The organism is uncultured Sphingomonas sp. (assembly GCF_964237335.1).
GTDB lineage: Bacteria > Pseudomonadota > Alphaproteobacteria > Sphingomonadales > Sphingomonadaceae > Sphingomonas.
On record NZ_CAXSHM010000002.1, the window covers coordinates 108,522 to 124,488 of the forward strand.

The following is a 15,967-nucleotide window of genomic DNA, read 5'->3' on the forward strand; positions in this document are numbered from 1 at the left end:
CGAGTGTCCTTGAAGGTTGATAGGAGAAGGTCGATCCGGGAAGATGCGATCTGTTCCGAGGCCGTCGCCGCATATGGCGTCGTCGCGATCCGTTCAAGCTGGTGTCGACGTGCCGCCAAGTCAAACCCGGACCGCCGGCACGATGCGCCGCTTGCCCGGCGGGGCCGCGGCCCCCACCTCTTAGTATCGACTCCGTCCCCCCGAGGTTCCCCATGCGCTACAATCGTCTCGGCCGCACCGGCCTGTTCGTGTCGGAGCTCTGTCTTGGCACCATGACGTTCGGCGGTGCGGGGTTCTTCGAATATATGGGTGGCCTGGGGCAGGACGCGGCCGACCCGCTGGTGAAGGCCGCCGCCGACGCGGGCGTCACCTTCTTCGATACCGCCAACGTCTATTCGCAGGGCCTGTCGGAGACGATCACCGGCCAGGCGATCAAGAACGTCGGCCTCGATCGTCACTCGGTCGTCCTCGCGACCAAGGTGATGGGCCAGATGGGCGAAGGGGCTAATGATCGCGGCCTGTCGCGCGCGCACATCATCGAGCAGTGCAAGGCGAGCCTGAAGCGGCTCGGCACCGATTATATCGATCTGTATCAGGTCCACGGCTTCGATCCCGCAACGCCGATCGAAGAGACGTTGCGTGCGCTCGACATCCTCGTGAGCCACGGCCATGTCCGCTACGTCGGCGTGTCCAACTGGGCGGCGTGGCAGGTGGAGAAGGCGCTGGGCCTGTCGGAGCGGCTGAACCTCGCGCGGTTCGAGACGATCCAGTCCTATTACTCGCTCGCTGGCCGCGACTTGGAGCGCGAGATCGTGCCGATGCTGGCCGATTCGCAGATGGGCCTACTGGTGTGGAGCCCGCTCGCCGGCGGCTTCCTCAGCGGCAAGGGCGATGCCGAGGGCCGTCGTGCGACGCGCGCCTTTCCGCCGGTGAACGAGGCGCGGGGCAGGGCGGTGCTCGACGCGATGCGGCCGATCGCGGCGGCGCACGGCATCTCGCTGCCGCAGGTGGCGCTCGCCTGGCTGCTCGCCCGGCCCGCGGTGACGAGCGTCATCATGGGCGCCAAGCGGCTGGATCAGTTGACCGACAATCTGGCTGCGGCGGACGTCACGTTGTCGGCGGATGACGTGACGGCACTGGATGCGGCAAGCGCGCTTCCGCCCGAGTACCCCGGCTGGATGCAGCAGGTCCAAGGTGCCGGTCGCCGCGTCGGTCCGAACCAGGCCCTCACCCAGGCGTGAGCGGCGGCAGGCCCGGTCGGCGCGTGGGTCTGCTGGGGGGCTCGTTCAACCCCGCGCATGGCGGCCACCGCGCGATCACGCTGGCCGCGATCCGCGCGCTGGCGCTGGACGAGGCGTGGTGGCTGGTGTCGCCGGGCAATCCGTTGAAGGACGGGCGGGCCGACATGGCGCCGCTGTCCGCGCGGCTCGCCTCCGCGCGGCGCCAGGCGCGCCGGGCGCCGATCCGCGCGAGCGACGTGGAGGCGCGGCTCGGTACGCGCTACACGGTCGACACGCTGCGCGCGCTTGTGCGCCGGCATCCGCGTATCCGCTTCGTCTGGCTGATGGGCGCGGACAATCTGGCGCAGTTCCACCGCTGGCGCGACTGGCGCGGGATCGCGCGCACCGTTCCCATTGCGGTGATCGCCCGGCCGGGGTATGACCAACTCGCCCGGACGACGCCCGCCTCGGGCTGGCTGCGGCGCCACCAGCGGCCCGCACGCCAGGCGAAAGACTGGACGCAGTGGAGTCTGCCGGCCCTCGTGGTGCTGCGCTTTCGCCCCGACCCGACCTCCGCCACGGCGATCCGCGCCGCCCATGGCGACTGGGCCGATCCCGTCCGACCTTCCCAGTCCGCATCCGTCCGCCATCCGGCACCTTAGGAGTTCCCTTGCCCACAACCCCCACCGCCCATCGCACCGCCAGTTCCACCTCGCCCGAGGGCGCAGCGGCCGTCGAGGCGCTGCACAGCCTGATCCTCGCCAGCCTGGACGACGACCAGGCGGTGGAGACGGTGTCGATCCCGCTCGCGGGCAAATCGTCGATCGCCGATTACATGGTGATCGCCAGCGGCCGCTCGACCCGGCAGGTCGCGTCGATGGCGTCCAAGCTCGCCGAGCGCGTGAAGGCCGAGACCGGCCGACCGACACGGATCGAGGGCTTGCCCACCGCCGACTGGGTGCTGATCGACGCGGGCGACGTGATCGTCCACCTGTTCCGGCCGGAGGTGCGGTCGTTCTACAACCTCGAGAAGATGTGGTCGTTCGGCGAAGCGCCAGTCCCGACGGCCGAGGAGGCCGCGCCGGGCAACGCGTGAGCCCACCGTCATCCCCGCGAAGGCGGGGACCCATCTCGTACCCCTGACGAGTGGACGCAGCGCCCGAGGTGGGCCCCCGCCCTCGCGGGGGTGACGATCATGGGCATGTGCCGAACCCGTCTTTCCGAGTCGCTTCCCATGACATCCCCCCGCCGTACCTTCGCGATCATCTCGCACCCCGACGCCGGCAAGACGACGCTGACCGAGAAATTGCTCCAGGTCGGCGGCGCGATCCATCTGGCGGGGGCGGTGAAGGCGCGCGGCCAGGCGCGGCGTGCACGGTCGGACTGGATGAAGATCGAGCAGCAGCGCGGCATTTCGGTCACCTCGTCGGTGATGACCTTCGAAACCAGGGGCATCACCTTCAACCTGCTCGACACGCCGGGCCATGAGGATTTCTCGGAGGACACCTACCGTACGCTGACGGCGGTCGACTCGGCGGTGATGGTAATCGACGCGGCGCGCGGCATCGAGGCGCAGACGCGCAAACTGTTCGAAGTGTGCCGATTGCGGTCGGTGCCGATCATCACCTTCGTCAACAAGGTGGACCGTGAAGGGCGTGACCCATTCGAGCTACTCGACGAGATCGCCGACATCCTGCAGCTCGACGTCTGCCCGATGAGCTGGCCGGTCGGCATGGGCGGCGATTTCCGCGGCGTGTACGAGATCGCCGCCGATCGCGTCCACCGGCCGGACGGCGATAGCCGCACCTACCAGGGTCGCAGCGAGGATGCGCCGGTGCTGCCCGATACGGTCGTGGACGAGGTAGAGCTGGCAAAGGGCGGTTATGCGAGCTTCGACGCGGACGCGTATCGCGCGGGTGACCTGACGCCGGTGTTCTTCGGCTCCGCGCTCAAGGATTTCGGCGTCGCCGAGCTGATCGCCGCGCTGGCCGAGTTCGCGCCCGGGCCCCGCCCGCAGCCTGCCGAGCCTGCCCCCGTCGCGCCCGACGGCGACGAGGTGACGGGCTTCGTGTTCAAGGTCCAGGCCAACATGGACCCGCAGCACCGCGACCGGATCGCGTTCATGCGGCTATGTTCCGGCACGTTCAGGCGCGGCATGAAGCTGACGCCGTCAGGCAGCGGCAAGCCGATCGCGGTGCACTCGCCGATCCTGTTCTTCGCGCAGGACCGCGAGATCGCGGACGAGGCATTCCCCGGCGACATCATCGGCATCCCCAATCACGGCACGCTGCGCGTCGGCGACACGCTGTCGGAGCGCGCCGACGTGCGCTTCACCGGCCTGCCGAACTTCGCGCCCGAGATCCTGCGCCGCGTGGTGCTGAAGGACCCGACCAGGACCAAGCAGTTGCGCAAGGCGCTGGACGACATGGCCGAGGAGGGGGTGACGCAGGTGTTCTACCCGGAGATCGGCTCAAACTGGATCATCGGCGTCGTCGGGCAACTCCAGCTCGACGTGCTGCTGTCGCGGCTGGATGCCGAATACAAGGTCGCGGCCGCGCTGGAGCCCGCGCCGTTCGACACCGCGCGCTGGGTGAGCGGCGAGGTGGCGGACCTGAAAGCGTTCGCCGAGGTCAACCGTTCGGCGATGGCAAAGGATCGCGACGGCAATCCGGTGTTCCTCGCCAAGACTGCATGGGAAATCGGCTATGTCGCCGATCGCTATCCCAAGGTGCGCTTCGCCGCGACACGCGAGCGCGAGCGCTAGAGGGGTCTGCGATCAGGCTGACCCAAATAGACCCGTTCGTGCTGAGCCTGTCGAAGCACCTGCCCCCGGAACACACCCTTCGACAAGCCTGTCCTGAGCATCGCCGAAGGGCTCAGGGCGATGGTTCATGTTGATCGAAGATCGCTCTAGTCAGTCGTCGGAAAGCGCGGCGGCCAGCGCGTCGCGAATGCGGCGGACGCTGTCGAGCATGATCGGATTGACCGATATCGTCGGGATGGAGGCAGCCGGCGCAGGCGCGTCGTCGCCATCCTCCAGCAATTTCTGTACACCCCGGATCGTGTAGCCGCGCCCGTTCAGCAGCGCATCTATCCGGCGCACCAGCGCTACGTCCTCGGGCCGGTAATAGCGTCGCTGCCCGGCGCGGACGACGGGGCGCAACTGGAGGAAACGTGTCTCCCAATAGCGCAGCACGTGCGGGGGTACGCCGGTGTCGCGCGACACTTCGCCGATCGTGCGGAATGCGCCGTCGGCCTTGGCCGGCGCACCGGGCGCCGGCGGATCTGTCGGGATGACGGTCAGTCCGACCCCGTGATGCGCTCGCGCATCGTCTGGCTAGCGCGGAAGGTTAGCACCCGGCGCGGCGCGATCGGCACTTCGACGCCGGTCTTGGGGTTGCGGCCGATCCGCTCGCCCTTATCGCGCAACACGAACGTGCCGAAGCCCGAAATCTTGACGTTCTCGCCCTGCGTCATGGCTTCGCACATATGCGTCAGAACCTGTTCGACAAGGCGCGACGACTCGGCGCGAGACAGGCCGATCTGGCGATGCAGCGCTTCGGCGAGGTCGGCCCTCGTCAGTGTATCGGAACTCATCGGTGACGTTCCCCCCGGACACGAAAGTTAATTCGTATCAAATCCGGCGCGCAGCCGAAAGCCCAAGGATCATAGCTACCGTCCCGCTTTGCGGCAGTCGATCAGAATCGGACGACCGCGGCGCCCCAGGTGAAGCCGCCGCCCATCGCCTCCAGCACCACGATCTGGCCTGGCCTGATGCGACCGTCGCGTACGGCGGTGTCCAGTGCCAGCGGCACGGATGCGGCGGAGGTGTTGGCATGCTGGTCGACCGTCATGACCACGCGCGCGGGATCGAGCCCGAGCTTCTTGGCCGTCGCCTCCAGGATGCGGGCGTTCGCCTGATGCGGCACCAGCCAGTCGACGTCGGCTGAGGTGATCCCGGCCACTGCCAGCGTTTCGGTCATGACCGCGGCGAGGTTCGTCACCGCATAGCGGAACACCTCCCGCCCCTTCATGCGCAGCTTGCCGACCGTGCCGGTGGTGGAGGGACCTCCGTCGACGTAGAGCAGGCCGTTGTGGCGGCCGTCGGCATGGAGGCGAGTCGCGAGGATGCCGTTGGGCGCGTCGTCCGCCACCGCCTGCAGCACGACCGCGCCGGCACCGTCGCCGAACAGGACGCAGGTCGCGCGGTCGTCCCAGTCGAGGATGCGGCTGAACGTCTCGGCACCGATCACCAGCGCGCGGCGATGCGCGCCGACGCGGATCATGCTGTCGGCGACCTGCAACGCGTACAGGAACCCAGAGCATACCGCGGCGACGTCGAACGCGACGCAGTCGTGGATGCCCAGCATCGCCTGGATCTTGGTTGCGCTGGCGGGGAAGGTCTGGTCGGGCGTCGCCGTCGCCAGCACGATCAGGTCGATGTCCTGCGCGGCCAGTCCGGCGGCGGCGATGGCGGCGGACGCGGCGTCCGCGCCCAGCGTCGCGGTCGTCTCGTCGGGGCCGGCGATGTAGCGGAAGCGGATGCCGGTGCGCTCGACGATCCAGTCGTCGGTGGTGTCGACCCGTTCCGCGAGTTCCGCGTTGGACACGCGCCGCGCCGGCAGCGCCGATCCGGTGCCGACGATCGCCGAGCGTGTCACGCCCAAATCCTCATGCTGCGCCTCGGACGGGCACGGCCGCGACTGCGACGCCCGCCAGATCGGCGGCGATGCGGCGCGTCAGGTCGTCGCGCACCATCTTGGCGGCGGCGCCGATCGCGGTCGCGACGCCCAGTTCGTTGGCGCTGCCGTGGCTCTTCACGACGATGCCGCCCAGCCCCAGGAAGATCGCGCCATTGTGGTTGTTGGGATCGAGATGATCGCGCAGCAACTGGGTCGCCGGGCGCGAGATCAGGAAGCCGAGCTTGGACCGGGCCGAGCTGCGGAACGCGCGCTTGAGCAGGTCCGCGACGAAACGCGCGGTGCCCTCGGCGGTCTTGAGCGCGATGTTGCCCGAGAAGCCGTCGCACACGATCACGTCGACCTCGCCGCTCGCCAGCCGATCACCCTCGACGAAGCCGATGAAGTCGATCGGCAACCGGTCGGCCGCCGCGTCCTTGAGCGTCGCCGCCGCCTCGCGGATCTCGTCCGTGCCCTTCTGATCCTCGGTGCCGATGTTGAGGAGTGCGACGCGCGGCCGCGCGAGGTCGAGCGCGGTGCGCGCATAGGCGGCGCCCATCACGGCGAACTGGACGAGGTTGCGCGCGTCGCACTCGGTGTTCGCGCCCAGGTCCAGCATCACGACGTCGTTGTCGCCCAGCGTCGGCAACAGCGCGGCGAGCGCGGGGCGGTCGATGCCCGGCAGCATGCGCAAAGCGATCTTCGCCATCGCCATCAGCGCGCCGGTGTTGCCCGCGGACACGGCGGCCGCGGCGTGACCCTGTTTCACCAGGTCGATGGCAATGCCCATCGACGTCGTCTTGGCGCGGCGGATCGCCTGGGTCGGCTTTTCCGACGACTCGACGACGCCCGGGGCATGGACCACCTCGGACGCCTGCGACAGGTTGGGATGCTTCTTCAGTCCGGCCAGGATCGCCGGCTCGTCGCCGACCAGCAGGAAGCGGGTGCCGGGATGCGAGCGTCGCGCGCGCGCGACACCGGCCAGCATCACCGCCAGCCCCTCGTCGCCACCCATCGCATCGACCGCGATCACCGGCGCATCGATAGGGGTCTCGCGCATCGCCGCGGCGGAAGCAGGTATCGACTTCATGACCGCGTCACCATGGCCTGCCGCGCCCGTCGGGGCACGGGGCCGTCTCAGCCCTCGACCGCGATGATCTCTCGGCCGTTATAGTGACCGCAATGACCGCACAGGTTGTGCGGTCGCTTGAGCTCGCCGCAGTTTGGGCACTCCTGGAACGAGTCGATCGAGAGCGCATCGTGCGCACGGCGCATGCCCCGGCGGGACGGCGAGGTCTTTCTCTTGGGAACGGCCATGTCGGCACCTTGGTCCTTGGAACAAAAGTCTTGGAAAACTGAATCGATAGGTCCCGGAGCGCCGAGCCGACCGCCCGAAACCGGAGGCGATCACGCTAGCCGCCGACCGGGCCGGACACATCGCGAAGTCCGGCGCCTATAGCGATTTGCCGCGATGTTGCAAGCCGGATGCCGGAGTGGCACGGAGCGGCTCCCCGCCGAAGGAAGCCGACCGATGATCCTGCTGCCCATCTCGCTGGTGACCGCGTCGGCGCTGACGCTCATCCATCTGTGGCTCGCCTTCCGCGTGTCGCAGCGACGCATGGCGGCGAAGGTGATGATCGGCGACGAGGGGGACCAGCTGCTGCTGGCCCGCCAGCGCGCGCATGCGAACAACGCGGAATATGCGCCGTTCGCGGTGATCCTGGTGGTGCTGGTGGAGCTCGCGCGCGGGCCAAGCGTGACGTTGTGGGTACTGGCGACGCTGTTCGTGGTCGCACGGCTGGCGCATGGGTTCGGCATGGTTCGCCCTGCGCCCAATGCGCTGCGCGCCGGCGGCATCGGGGTGACATGGGTGGTGCTGGCGGCGCTGGCGGTGTGGGGCATCGGTATCGCCCGCCAAATGCCGTCCGCCGGTCACGAGACGGTGATCGAGGCCGCTCCCACCGCCTGACTATCTCCGACCGACTTGGCGCGTCAGTGCCGCGTCCGACACGAACGGGTTGGTGCGGCGTTCGGCGGCGAAGCTGCCGGCAGGGCCATGGCCGGGAATGAAGGCGGTGTCGTCGCCCATCGGCCATAGCTTCTCCACCACCGACCGGATCAGCGCGTCGGGGTCGCTCCGCGGGAAGTCGGTGCGGCCGACCGAGCCCTGGAACAGCACGTCGCCCACGAGTGCGACACGCGACGGCCGGTGGTGGAACACGACATGGCCCGGCGTGTGACCGGGCGTCTCGTAGACGTCGAGCGTCAGGTCGCCGACGCTCACCGTGTCGCCCTCCACCAGCCAGCGGTCGGGCGCGTCGAACGAGACGCCGGTCACGCCGTACTGCCGCCCGGCCTCGGCGAGCGACTGCAACAGCCATGCGTCCTCGCGGTGCGGTCCCTCGATCGGCACGCCTAGCTCGTCCGCCAGCGGCTTGGCCTCGCCCGCGTGATCGATATGGCCGTGTGTCAGGATGATCTTCTCGACGGTGACGCCGTGCTGCGCCGCCGCCGCCTTCAGCCGCGGCAGGTCGCCGCCCGGGTCGACGAACGCGGCGCGCATGGTGGCCGTGCACCAGAGCAGGGTGCAATTCTGCTGGAGCGGCGTGACGGGCACGATGACCGCGCGGAGCGGGGATGTGGGCGAGTTGCTCATCGTCGCCGCATGACCGCGCCCGGCTGGCCGGTCAACGAGGAGGGTTGCCGATCCGCGCCGCGCGGTACATCCCGTCGGGCGATGAGGCCGCCGTTCGTTCTGCTCGACGACGCACGTACCGGGGGCGCCCCCGCGCGACTGTACCGCGATCCCGTGCGGGTGCTGACGGCCGACACGCCGGCGGAGGTGCCTGCGCTGCTGGACGCCGTCCGCGCGGGCACCGCTGACGGCCTGTCGGCGGCGGGGTTCCTGTCCTACGAAGCGGCGGCGGCGTTCGAGCCTCGGCTTGCGGCCGGGCTGCCCGATCCGGCGGTGCCGCTCGCCTGGTTCGGGCTGTTCTACGGGTGGGACGAGGTGGCGGACGTTCCCGCCTGGCTGCCCGATCCGGCCGGCGCGCGGGTCGGTGCCGCGCGGCCGCTGATCTCCCGCGAGGATTATGGCGCACGGTTCGCCGCGGTGCAGGCGCTGATCGCGGCGGGCGATTTGTACCAGGCGAACCTTACCTTCCCCGCGACGGTGCCGCTGCTCGGCGACCCGCTCGCGGTGTACGCGGCGGTACGCGGACGCGCGGCGGCGGGGTGGGGCGCGGTGGTGGCGACCGGAGACGCCACGATCCTGTCCTTCTCGCCTGAGCTGTTCGTTGCGCTCGACGGCGACGCGCTCACCGCGCGGCCGATGAAGGGCACCGCGCGCCGGCTGACCGATCCGGCGGCGGACGCGGCTGTCGCGTGTGCGCTCGCCGCCCATCCCAAGCAGCGCGCCGAGAACCTGATGATCGTCGATCTGATGCGCAACGACCTGTCGCGGGTGGCGGTGCCCGGCAGCGTCGCGGTGCCGACGCTGTTCGCGGTGGAGACATACCCGACCGTCCACCAGATGACCTCGACCGTCACCGCGACGCTGGCGCCCGGCAACGACGCGATCAACGTGCTCGCCGCCGCCTTTCCCTGCGGATCGATCACCGGCGCGCCCAAGCTGCGCGCGATGGAGGCGCTGGCGGCGATCGAGGACGCTCCGCGCGGGCTCTACACCGGCGCGATCGGCCGGATCGATGCGGGCGGCTCTTTGGACGGCGGAGCGCAGTTCAACGTCGCGATCCGGACGCTGACGGTTCACGTTGGCGCGGCGGAAGCTCGGATGGGGCTGGGCGGCGGCATCGTCGCCGACAGCGACGTCGAGGCGGAGTGGAACGAGGCGTTGGCGAAGGGCGCGTTCCTCGTCGCCGGCCAGCGCGCCGTCGACCTGATCGAGACGATGGCGTTCGATCCCGAGATCGGCCTGTTGCGACTGGACCGGCACCTCGCGCGGCTGCGCGCGTCGGCGGCCGCGCTGGGCATCGGTTTCGACCGGCACGGGCTTCGCAACGAGTTGCAGGCGGCGACCTTCCGGCTGCGCCAGTCCGCCCGCGTACGCGTGGCGGTGGCGACGGGCGGCGCGGTCGGGATCGAGGTCGCGCCGATGCCGGCCGCCGTCGCGGGTCCCCTGGAGGTGGCGATTGTGCCGCTGCCGGTCGCCACCTGCGATTGGCGGCTGCGCCACAAGACCAGCGACCGCGGCTTCTACGACGCCGCGCGTGCCGCCGCCGGCGCGGCCGAGGTCGTGTTCGTCGATCCCGCCGGCCGGCTGACCGAGGGGAGCTTCACCAGCCTGTTCGTGCCACGCGGCGATCGGCTGGCGACGCCGCCGCTGACGCTTGGCCTGCTGCCCGGCGTGCTGCGCGCCGAGCTGATCGAGGAGGGGCGGGCGGTGGAAGCGGAGCTTCGCGCCGAGGACCTGGCCGGCGGGTTCTTCGTCGGCAACGCACTGCGCGGGCTGATGCCGGCGACGTTGCGGCGCAACAACGCGGGTGTATAGACGAGGGCGCCATGCACCAGTCCGCCGCGCTCGCCCGTATCAGCCCGTCCCCCACCCTCGCGATGACCAGCCGCGTGCTCGACCTGAAGCGCCAGGGGATCGACGTGATCGGCCTGGGCGCGGGCGAGCCGGACTTCGACACGCCCGACCATGTCAAGGAAGCCGGCATCAAGGCGATCCGCGACGGCAAGACGAAATACACCAACGTCGACGGCACGCCCGAGCTGAAACAGGCAATCTGCGCCAAGTTCGCGCGCGACAACCACCTGACCTACACGCCCGACCAGGTCAGCGTGAACGTCGGCGGCAAGCACACGCTGTTCAACGCGATGGTCGCGACGCTGGACGCGGGCGACGAGGTGGTGGTGCCCGCACCCTATTGGGTCAGCTACCCGGACGTCGTCCAGTTCGCAGGCGGCACGCCCGTGTTCGTGGCGGCGGGCGCGGACCAGGATTACAAGCTGACCCCCGAGGCGCTGGACGCCGCGATCGGCCCGCGCACGAAGTGGGTGATCCTCAACTCGCCGTCCAACCCGACCGGCGCCGCCTATACGGTCGACGAGCTCAAGGCGCTGGGCGCGGTGATCGAGCGGCACCCGCACGTGTGGGTGTTCGCCGACGATATGTACGAGCATATCGTCTATGACGGGTTCCGCTTCGCGACGATCGCGGAGGTGTGCCCCTCGCTGTACGAGCGGACGCTGACGGTGAACGGCTGTTCCAAGGCCTATGCGATGACGGGCTGGCGGATCGGCTTCGCCGCCGGCGCGCCGTGGCTCATCAAGGCGATGGCGAAGCTCCAGTCGCAATCGACCTCCAACCCCTGTTCGATCGCGCAGGCGGCCGCGGTGGCGGCGCTGACCGGTCCGCAGGGCTTCCTGGCGGAGCGAGCGGCGGCGTTCCAGTCGCGCCGCGATCTGGTCGTCTCGATGCTCAACCAGGCGGACGGCATCACCTGCCCCCGGCCCGAAGGCGCCTTCTACGTCTATCCCGCGATCGACGGCGTGATCGGGCGGACGAGCCCCAAGGGCCGGCTGATCGACACGGACGAGGCGTTCATCGGCTATCTGCTCGACGACGCGCGCGTTGCGGCGGTGCACGGCGCCGCGTTCGGGCTCAGCCCCGCGATGCGGATCAGCTACGCCACCAGCGAGGCGCTGCTGCGCGAGGCGTGCGAGCGCATCCAGACGGCGACCGCCGCACTACGCTAGCGGTCCGTTGCGGTGGCCTGTTGCGTCGCTGCGACAGGCAACGCAGCGTTTCGCGGTCACAATCTGGTCGAAACCTTTTGGCGCTCTATGTGACGCCATACGGCCTGTTGCCGCAAGTGAGAGGTCGGGATGCGGTTGTTGCGGCAGGGGTTCGTCTGGCAGTTCGCGGGCGGCTTCGCGCTCGGCGCAGTAGCGTTGCTGACGCTGCAGCCATCGGAGGGCCGTCATGCGCTGGCCAGCCACGTCGTGTCCGCGATCTTGCACCGCTGATCGGTCGACCCGTCGCGGTACTTGCAATGTTGGATAGCTGAAGAGAGGGTTTAGCCGATCCTGTTGACAGCGACATTATAATACGCCCCTGCGCGCCCGCGCGGGGTTGGTAAGACTTTTGTGACCTTTGATGCGATCGGGCGCGCTGGATCGTTCGAGGCGCTATCCTATATTAGAGGCATGACACGCTTTCCTGCCATCGCCCTCAGCCTGCTGGGTTCCGGGCTTCTCCTGGGATGTTCCGCCGCCGAGGCGCAGCATGCCGTATCGCTGCCGCTGCCCAAGCATGACGTGTCGGCGACCGCGACGCCGCAGACCGCCGTGTTCGCCGGCGGCTGCTTCTGGACGCAGCAGGCGGTGTTCGAGAACGTGAAGGGCGTGCTGTTGACCACCGCCGGCTATGATGGCGGGACCGCGGGCACCGCGACCTACGATCAGGTGAGCAGCGAGACGACGCGCCATGCCGAATCGCTCCGCATCACCTTCGATCCACGCCGCGTGACCTATGGGCAGCTGTTGCGCGTGTTCTTCTCGATCGCGCACGATCCGACCGAACTCAACCGGCAGGGCCCGGACACGGGCGCGAGCTATCGCTCGGCAATCTTCCCCCAGTCGCCCGTGCAGGCAGCGGTGGCACGCGCATACATCGCGCAACTGGATGCCGCGCACGCCTTCCCCAAGCCGATCGTCACCCATCTGGAGACCGGCACCTTCTATCCGGCGGAAGCCTATCACCAGCATTTCTACGACCGGAACCCCGACTATCCGTACGTCGTGATGTGGGACAAGCCGAAGGTTGCAGCGTTCAAGGCGGCGTTCCCGGCGCTGGCGCGCTAGGTCGATCCGCTCACGCGGATGCGGCACCGGCCCGCTCCCCCACCCGGCCTCCCATTCAGGATACGCTGTGGGAGGCCGGGTGGGGGAGCGGGCCGGTGCCGCGGTCGGCGACGCCGGCCTTGACGAACTACGCCGCGATCGGGAAGCGAAGCAGTCGGTCGGCGAGCGGCACCAGCGCCTCGCCGCCGGTGCCGACGGCGCGGACGATCTCCGGATGGTCGACGTCTAGCCCGCCGGTCAGCGCGCCGAACGCGGGTAGCACCAGCTTGGTGGCGGTCGCGACGAAGCAGCGGCGCTGGATCAGCTTGCCGCGCACCCGGACGCGGAGCTTGGGGTGGAAATGTCCGGAGAGTTCTGGCCGCGGCTCCGCAGGGTCTGCCTCGTGGCGCAGCACCACGCCGTCGACGACCGCCTCGTCCACGACCCGGCCGCCGCACCGGTCGACCAGCGCGGAGTCATGGTTGCCGGTGATCCACGTCCACGCGGTCGCACCCGCCAGCCGCCGCAGCATCGCCTGCGCCGCCGCCGGCAGCCGCTCGCACCCGTCCGAGTCATGGAAGCTGTCGCCCAGGCACCAGATTTCGCGCGCGGCGGTCGCGGCGATCAGCGCCTCCAGCTCGGCGAGCGTCGCCAGCGTGTCATAGGGGGGCAGCATCTGGCCGCGGATCGCGAACCAGCTCGCCTTCTCGAAATGGAGGTCGGCGACCAGCAGCGCGCGCCGCGCCGGCCAGTACAGCGCTCCGCCCGGCAACGCGCGCCACTCCTGACTACCGAACGAAAAGGGAACCATTGGGGCGCCATGCCGCAAGCCGCCGCGCCGCACAATCCGCTTGGCGTCCCTCGGGCATCGGCGTAGAGCGCGCCGTCCACCTGAAGGAAGCCGTGGCCCGTGACGTCTCCCGTGTCGGCCACGCACGACGCGCCCTCCGATGATCCGCACCCACCCGCTTCGCTCGCGCTGCTGACCGTCGGCGCGTTGGGGGTGGTGTTCGGCGACATCGGCACCAGCCCGCTGTACGCCTTCCGCGACGCGCTGACCCCCGCTGCCGGCGACGGGATCGATCCGTCGGAGATATTGGGCGTGCTCAGCCTCGCCTTGTGGGCGCTGTTCCTGGTCGTGACCGTCAAATACGTGCTGTTCCTGATGCGCGCGGACAACCAGGGGGAGGGCGGCGTGCTCGCGCTGGCGGCGCTGGCACGGCGGGCACTGGGCTGGCGGTCGCGCACCGCGCTGCTGCTCGGCGCGGCGGGCGCGGCGCTGTTCTATGGCGACGCGATCATCACACCCGCGCTGTCGGTGCTGTCGGCGGTGGAGGGCATGCAGACGATCCCCGCGACGGCCGCCTTCTTCGACCAGAACACCGTGGTGATCGTCACGATCGTGATCCTCGTCGCGCTGTTCGCGATCCAGGCGCGGGGCACGGCGGGCATCGCCCGGCTGTTCGGGCCGATCTGCATCCTATGGTTCCTGACCATCGGCGCGCTGGGCGTGTGGCATATCGCCGACGAGCCATCGATCGTCCGCGTGCTGTTGCCGACCTATGGCGTCGAGCTGCTGGCGACGCACGGCATCACCGGACTGTTCGTGCTGGGCGCGGTGTTCCTGACGGTGACGGGCGCGGAGGCGCTGACCGCCGACATGGGCCATTTCGGGGTGAAGCCGATCCGCATCGGCTGGTTCTTCCTCGCCGCGCCCGCGCTGGTGCTCAACTACCTCGGCCAGGGCGCGTTCGCGCTCGCCGCGCTCGAGCGGGCGCACATCGCGCATGTGCCGTTCGTCAACCAGAGCTGGTTCTTCCTGATGGCGCCCGAGCCGGTCCGCGCCGAGCTGATCGTGCTGGCGGGGCTCGCCACGATCATCGCCAGCCAGGCGGTCATCACCGGCGCCTATTCGCTGACGCAGCAGGCGATCCAGCTCGGCCTGCTGCCGCGGCTGCGCATCCGCAACACGTCCGCGACCAGCTCGGGGCAGATCTACCTGCCCGCGATCAACTGGCTGCTGATGATCGGCGTGCTCGTGCTGGTCGTGCAGTTCCGCACCTCGTCGGCGATGGCCGCCGCCTATGGGATCGCGGTGACCGGCACGATGGTGATCACCACCTGCCTCGCCTATGTCGTGGTGCGGCATCGCTGGAATTGGTCGCGCGCGCTCGCGATCGCGGTGATCCTGCCGTTCCTTACGCTCGACCTCGTGTTCTTCGGCGCCAACATCCTGCGCGTGGTGGAAGGCGGCTGGGTACCGCTGCTGGTGGCGGCCGCCGTCGGCATGCTGATCTCCACCTGGTGGCGCGGGCGCGGCATCGTGCGCCGGTTCGAGGCGACGCAGGCGATCCCACTCGCCGACCTCGCCGCCGCGCTCGCCAAGCGACCGCCCGAGCGGGTGGAGGGCACAGCGGTGTTCCTGACGGCCAACCCCGTCGGCGCGCCGGGCGCGCTGCTCCACAACCTCAAGCACAACAAGGTGCTGCACCAGCGCAACCTGATCGTGTCGATCCGCACCGCCGATCGCCCGCTGGTGTCCGACGAGAAGCGGCTGTCGGTCGAGCGGATCGACGACAATTTCTCGACGGCGGTGCTCAGCTACGGGTTCATGGAGTCGCCGGACGTGCCGCGCGACCTCGGCCTGTCGCGGCGGGACGGGAAGGGGCTGGTCGGCGATCCGATGCGAACCTCGTTCTTCATCGGGCGCAACACGTTGAAGCCCGATGCGGAGCAGGGCATGCCCTTGTGGCAGGACCGCATCTTCATGTTCCTGCAGCGCAATGCCAGCGATCCGACCGAGTTCCTGCGCATCCCGCCGGGCAAGGTGCTCGAACTCGGCGAGCAGGTTACCGTCTGAGGGGATAGCCGTTGATGCCGACCGCCGCCGCCCTGCTCGCACTGATCCTCCTCCAGGCGGCGCCGATGCCGGCGCCGGTTCCGACGCCCGCTCCCCCACCCGCCGTATCGCCGGATGTGGCGGACGAACGCTGCCTCGCCGCCTTCGCTTACCTCGCTGGCGATCCCGCGCAGACGAGCGCGGTGGCGCAGGCCAACCGCTACGGCACGCTGTTCTTCTACGGCAAGCTGATGGGCCGCAACCCGGGCATCGACCTCGGTGCCTCGCTGCGCACCGTGGCCAACGACATCGCGGCCCAGATGGACGCCGAGACCGCCCGCTGTCGCCGCGAGGTGGAGGCCGCGGGCCATGCGATGGCCGAGGCCGCCACGACCGCCCGGAGCACGCCTGCTCGATAAGCC

General features: G+C 69.6%; 18 protein-coding genes. 11 read left to right on the forward strand and 7 right to left on the reverse strand.

Going from position 1 to position 15,967, the window contains the following annotated elements:
* Positions 1 to 212 precede the first annotated feature (212 nt).
* From ACFE65_RS01945 to ACFE65_RS01960, 4 genes are all read left to right on the forward strand, one after another.
* Positions 213 to 1,241, forward strand: a complete 1,029-nt coding sequence (locus tag ACFE65_RS01945) for an aldo/keto reductase (RefSeq protein ID WP_375380648.1) — start codon at positions 213 to 215, stop codon at positions 1,239 to 1,241.
* Positions 1,238 to 1,882 carry a nicotinate-nucleotide adenylyltransferase gene (locus ACFE65_RS01950; RefSeq protein WP_375380649.1) on the forward strand — a complete coding sequence of 215 codons (645 nt, stop codon included), beginning with the start codon at positions 1,238 to 1,240 and terminating at the stop codon, positions 1,880 to 1,882. The genes ACFE65_RS01945 and ACFE65_RS01950 overlap by 4 nt, the downstream gene beginning before the upstream one ends.
* Positions 1,883 to 1,962: 80 nt before the next feature.
* Entirely contained in the window at positions 1,963 to 2,316 is a 354-nt protein-coding gene (gene rsfS / locus ACFE65_RS01955) for a ribosome silencing factor (RefSeq protein ID WP_375380765.1), read from the forward strand.
* A gap of 138 nt (positions 2,317 to 2,454) precedes the next feature.
* Entirely contained in the window at positions 2,455 to 3,984 is a 1,530-nt protein-coding gene (locus tag ACFE65_RS01960) for a peptide chain release factor 3 (RefSeq protein ID WP_375380650.1), read from the forward strand.
* A 150-nt stretch (positions 3,985 to 4,134) separates the two neighbouring features.
* On the opposite strand, the gene ACFE65_RS01965 is transcribed toward ACFE65_RS01960, so the two are convergent.
* The 5 genes from ACFE65_RS01965 to rpmF all read right to left on the reverse strand — a co-directional run bounded on the left by ACFE65_RS01965 (position 4,135) and on the right by rpmF (position 7,216).
* Positions 4,135 to 4,446 carry a MerR family transcriptional regulator gene (locus ACFE65_RS01965; protein ID WP_375380651.1) on the reverse strand — a complete coding sequence of 104 codons (312 nt, stop codon included), beginning with the start codon at positions 4,444 to 4,446 and terminating at the stop codon, positions 4,135 to 4,137.
* Positions 4,447 to 4,520: 74 nt separating this feature from the next.
* Positions 4,521 to 4,817, reverse strand: a complete 297-nt coding sequence (locus tag ACFE65_RS01970) for an integration host factor subunit alpha (RefSeq protein ID WP_375380652.1) — start codon at positions 4,815 to 4,817, stop codon at positions 4,521 to 4,523.
* 101 nt (positions 4,818 to 4,918) lie between these two features.
* Positions 4,919 to 5,881 (reverse strand): beta-ketoacyl-ACP synthase III, encoded by a 963-nt coding sequence (locus ACFE65_RS01975; RefSeq protein ID WP_375380653.1) that lies wholly within the window; start codon positions 5,879 to 5,881, stop codon positions 4,919 to 4,921.
* 10 nt (positions 5,882 to 5,891) lie between these two features.
* On the reverse strand, positions 5,892 to 6,959 hold the full coding sequence (gene plsX, locus ACFE65_RS01980; RefSeq protein ID WP_375380654.1) for a phosphate acyltransferase PlsX: 1,068 nt from the start codon (positions 6,957 to 6,959) through the stop codon (positions 5,892 to 5,894).
* 77 nt (positions 6,960 to 7,036) lie between these two features.
* Positions 7,037 to 7,216 (reverse strand): 50S ribosomal protein L32, encoded by a 180-nt coding sequence (gene rpmF, locus ACFE65_RS01985; protein WP_375380655.1) that lies wholly within the window; start codon positions 7,214 to 7,216, stop codon positions 7,037 to 7,039.
* Positions 7,217 to 7,430: 214 nt separating this feature from the next.
* Here rpmF and ACFE65_RS01990 point away from each other — a divergent pair, with 214 nt between their 5' ends.
* Positions 7,431 to 7,868 carry an MAPEG family protein gene (locus tag ACFE65_RS01990; RefSeq protein ID WP_375380656.1) on the forward strand — a complete coding sequence of 146 codons (438 nt, stop codon included), beginning with the start codon at positions 7,431 to 7,433 and terminating at the stop codon, positions 7,866 to 7,868.
* Here the strand turns inward: ACFE65_RS01990 and ACFE65_RS01995 are convergent, their stop codons facing one another.
* On the reverse strand, positions 7,869 to 8,555 hold the full coding sequence (locus ACFE65_RS01995; protein ID WP_375380657.1) for an MBL fold metallo-hydrolase: 687 nt from the start codon (positions 8,553 to 8,555) through the stop codon (positions 7,869 to 7,871).
* 81 nt (positions 8,556 to 8,636) lie between these two features.
* On the opposite strand from ACFE65_RS01995, the gene pabB reads away from it, so the two are divergent.
* The 4 genes from pabB to msrA all read left to right on the forward strand — a co-directional run bounded on the left by pabB (position 8,637) and on the right by msrA (position 12,727).
* Complete coding sequence (pabB, locus tag ACFE65_RS02000) at positions 8,637 to 10,409, forward strand: aminodeoxychorismate synthase component I (RefSeq protein ID WP_375380658.1); 1,773 nt, start codon at positions 8,637 to 8,639, stop codon at positions 10,407 to 10,409.
* Between the two features lie 11 nt (positions 10,410 to 10,420).
* On the forward strand, positions 10,421 to 11,620 hold the full coding sequence (locus ACFE65_RS02005) for a pyridoxal phosphate-dependent aminotransferase (RefSeq protein ID WP_375380659.1): 1,200 nt from the start codon (positions 10,421 to 10,423) through the stop codon (positions 11,618 to 11,620).
* A 129-nt stretch (positions 11,621 to 11,749) separates the two neighbouring features.
* Entirely contained in the window at positions 11,750 to 11,890 is a 141-nt protein-coding gene (locus ACFE65_RS02010; protein WP_375380660.1) for a hypothetical protein, read from the forward strand.
* A 180-nt stretch (positions 11,891 to 12,070) separates the two neighbouring features.
* Complete coding sequence (gene msrA, locus ACFE65_RS02015; RefSeq protein ID WP_375380661.1) at positions 12,071 to 12,727, forward strand: peptide-methionine (S)-S-oxide reductase MsrA; 657 nt, start codon at positions 12,071 to 12,073, stop codon at positions 12,725 to 12,727.
* A 127-nt stretch (positions 12,728 to 12,854) separates the two neighbouring features.
* Here the strand turns inward: msrA and pdeM are convergent, their stop codons facing one another.
* Complete coding sequence (gene pdeM / locus ACFE65_RS02020) at positions 12,855 to 13,517, reverse strand: ligase-associated DNA damage response endonuclease PdeM (protein ID WP_375380662.1); 663 nt, start codon at positions 13,515 to 13,517, stop codon at positions 12,855 to 12,857.
* 111 nt (positions 13,518 to 13,628) lie between these two features.
* Between pdeM and ACFE65_RS02025 the strand changes: the two genes are divergently transcribed.
* Positions 13,629 to 15,566, forward strand: coding sequence for a potassium transporter Kup (locus ACFE65_RS02025; RefSeq protein WP_375380766.1), 1,938 nt, complete (start codon positions 13,629 to 13,631; stop codon positions 15,564 to 15,566).
* A gap of 14 nt (positions 15,567 to 15,580) precedes the next feature.
* Positions 15,581 to 15,964, forward strand: a complete 384-nt coding sequence (locus ACFE65_RS02030; protein WP_375380663.1) for a hypothetical protein — start codon at positions 15,581 to 15,583, stop codon at positions 15,962 to 15,964.
* Positions 15,965 to 15,967 lie beyond the last annotated feature (3 nt).

Excerpts from the sequence above, each read along its gene's own strand:
- ACFE65_RS01945 (WP_375380648.1), top strand. The coding sequence starts at position 213 with ATGCGCTACAATCGTCTCGGCCGCACCGGCCTGTTCGTGTCGGAGCTC.
- ACFE65_RS01960 (WP_375380650.1), top strand. The coding sequence starts at position 2,455 with ATGACATCCCCCCGCCGTACCTTCGCGATCATCTCGCACCCCGACGCC.
- ACFE65_RS01970 (WP_375380652.1), bottom strand. The coding sequence starts at position 4,817 with ATGAGTTCCGATACACTGACGAGGGCCGACCTCGCCGAAGCGCTGCAT.
- plsX (WP_375380654.1), bottom strand. The coding sequence starts at position 6,959 with ATGCGCGAGACCCCTATCGATGCGCCGGTGATCGCGGTCGATGCGATG.
- rpmF (WP_375380655.1), bottom strand. The coding sequence starts at position 7,216 with ATGGCCGTTCCCAAGAGAAAGACCTCGCCGTCCCGCCGGGGCATGCGC.
- ACFE65_RS01990 (WP_375380656.1), top strand. The coding sequence starts at position 7,431 with ATGATCCTGCTGCCCATCTCGCTGGTGACCGCGTCGGCGCTGACGCTC.
- ACFE65_RS01995 (WP_375380657.1), bottom strand. The coding sequence starts at position 8,555 with ATGAGCAACTCGCCCACATCCCCGCTCCGCGCGGTCATCGTGCCCGTC.
- pabB (WP_375380658.1), top strand. The coding sequence starts at position 8,637 with ATGAGGCCGCCGTTCGTTCTGCTCGACGACGCACGTACCGGGGGCGCC.
- ACFE65_RS02005 (WP_375380659.1), top strand. The coding sequence starts at position 10,421 with ATGCACCAGTCCGCCGCGCTCGCCCGTATCAGCCCGTCCCCCACCCTC.
- ACFE65_RS02010 (WP_375380660.1), top strand. The coding sequence starts at position 11,750 with ATGCGGTTGTTGCGGCAGGGGTTCGTCTGGCAGTTCGCGGGCGGCTTC.
- msrA (WP_375380661.1), top strand. The coding sequence starts at position 12,071 with ATGACACGCTTTCCTGCCATCGCCCTCAGCCTGCTGGGTTCCGGGCTT.
- pdeM (WP_375380662.1), bottom strand. The coding sequence starts at position 13,517 with ATGGTTCCCTTTTCGTTCGGTAGTCAGGAGTGGCGCGCGTTGCCGGGC.
- ACFE65_RS02030 (WP_375380663.1), top strand. The coding sequence starts at position 15,581 with ATGCCGACCGCCGCCGCCCTGCTCGCACTGATCCTCCTCCAGGCGGCG.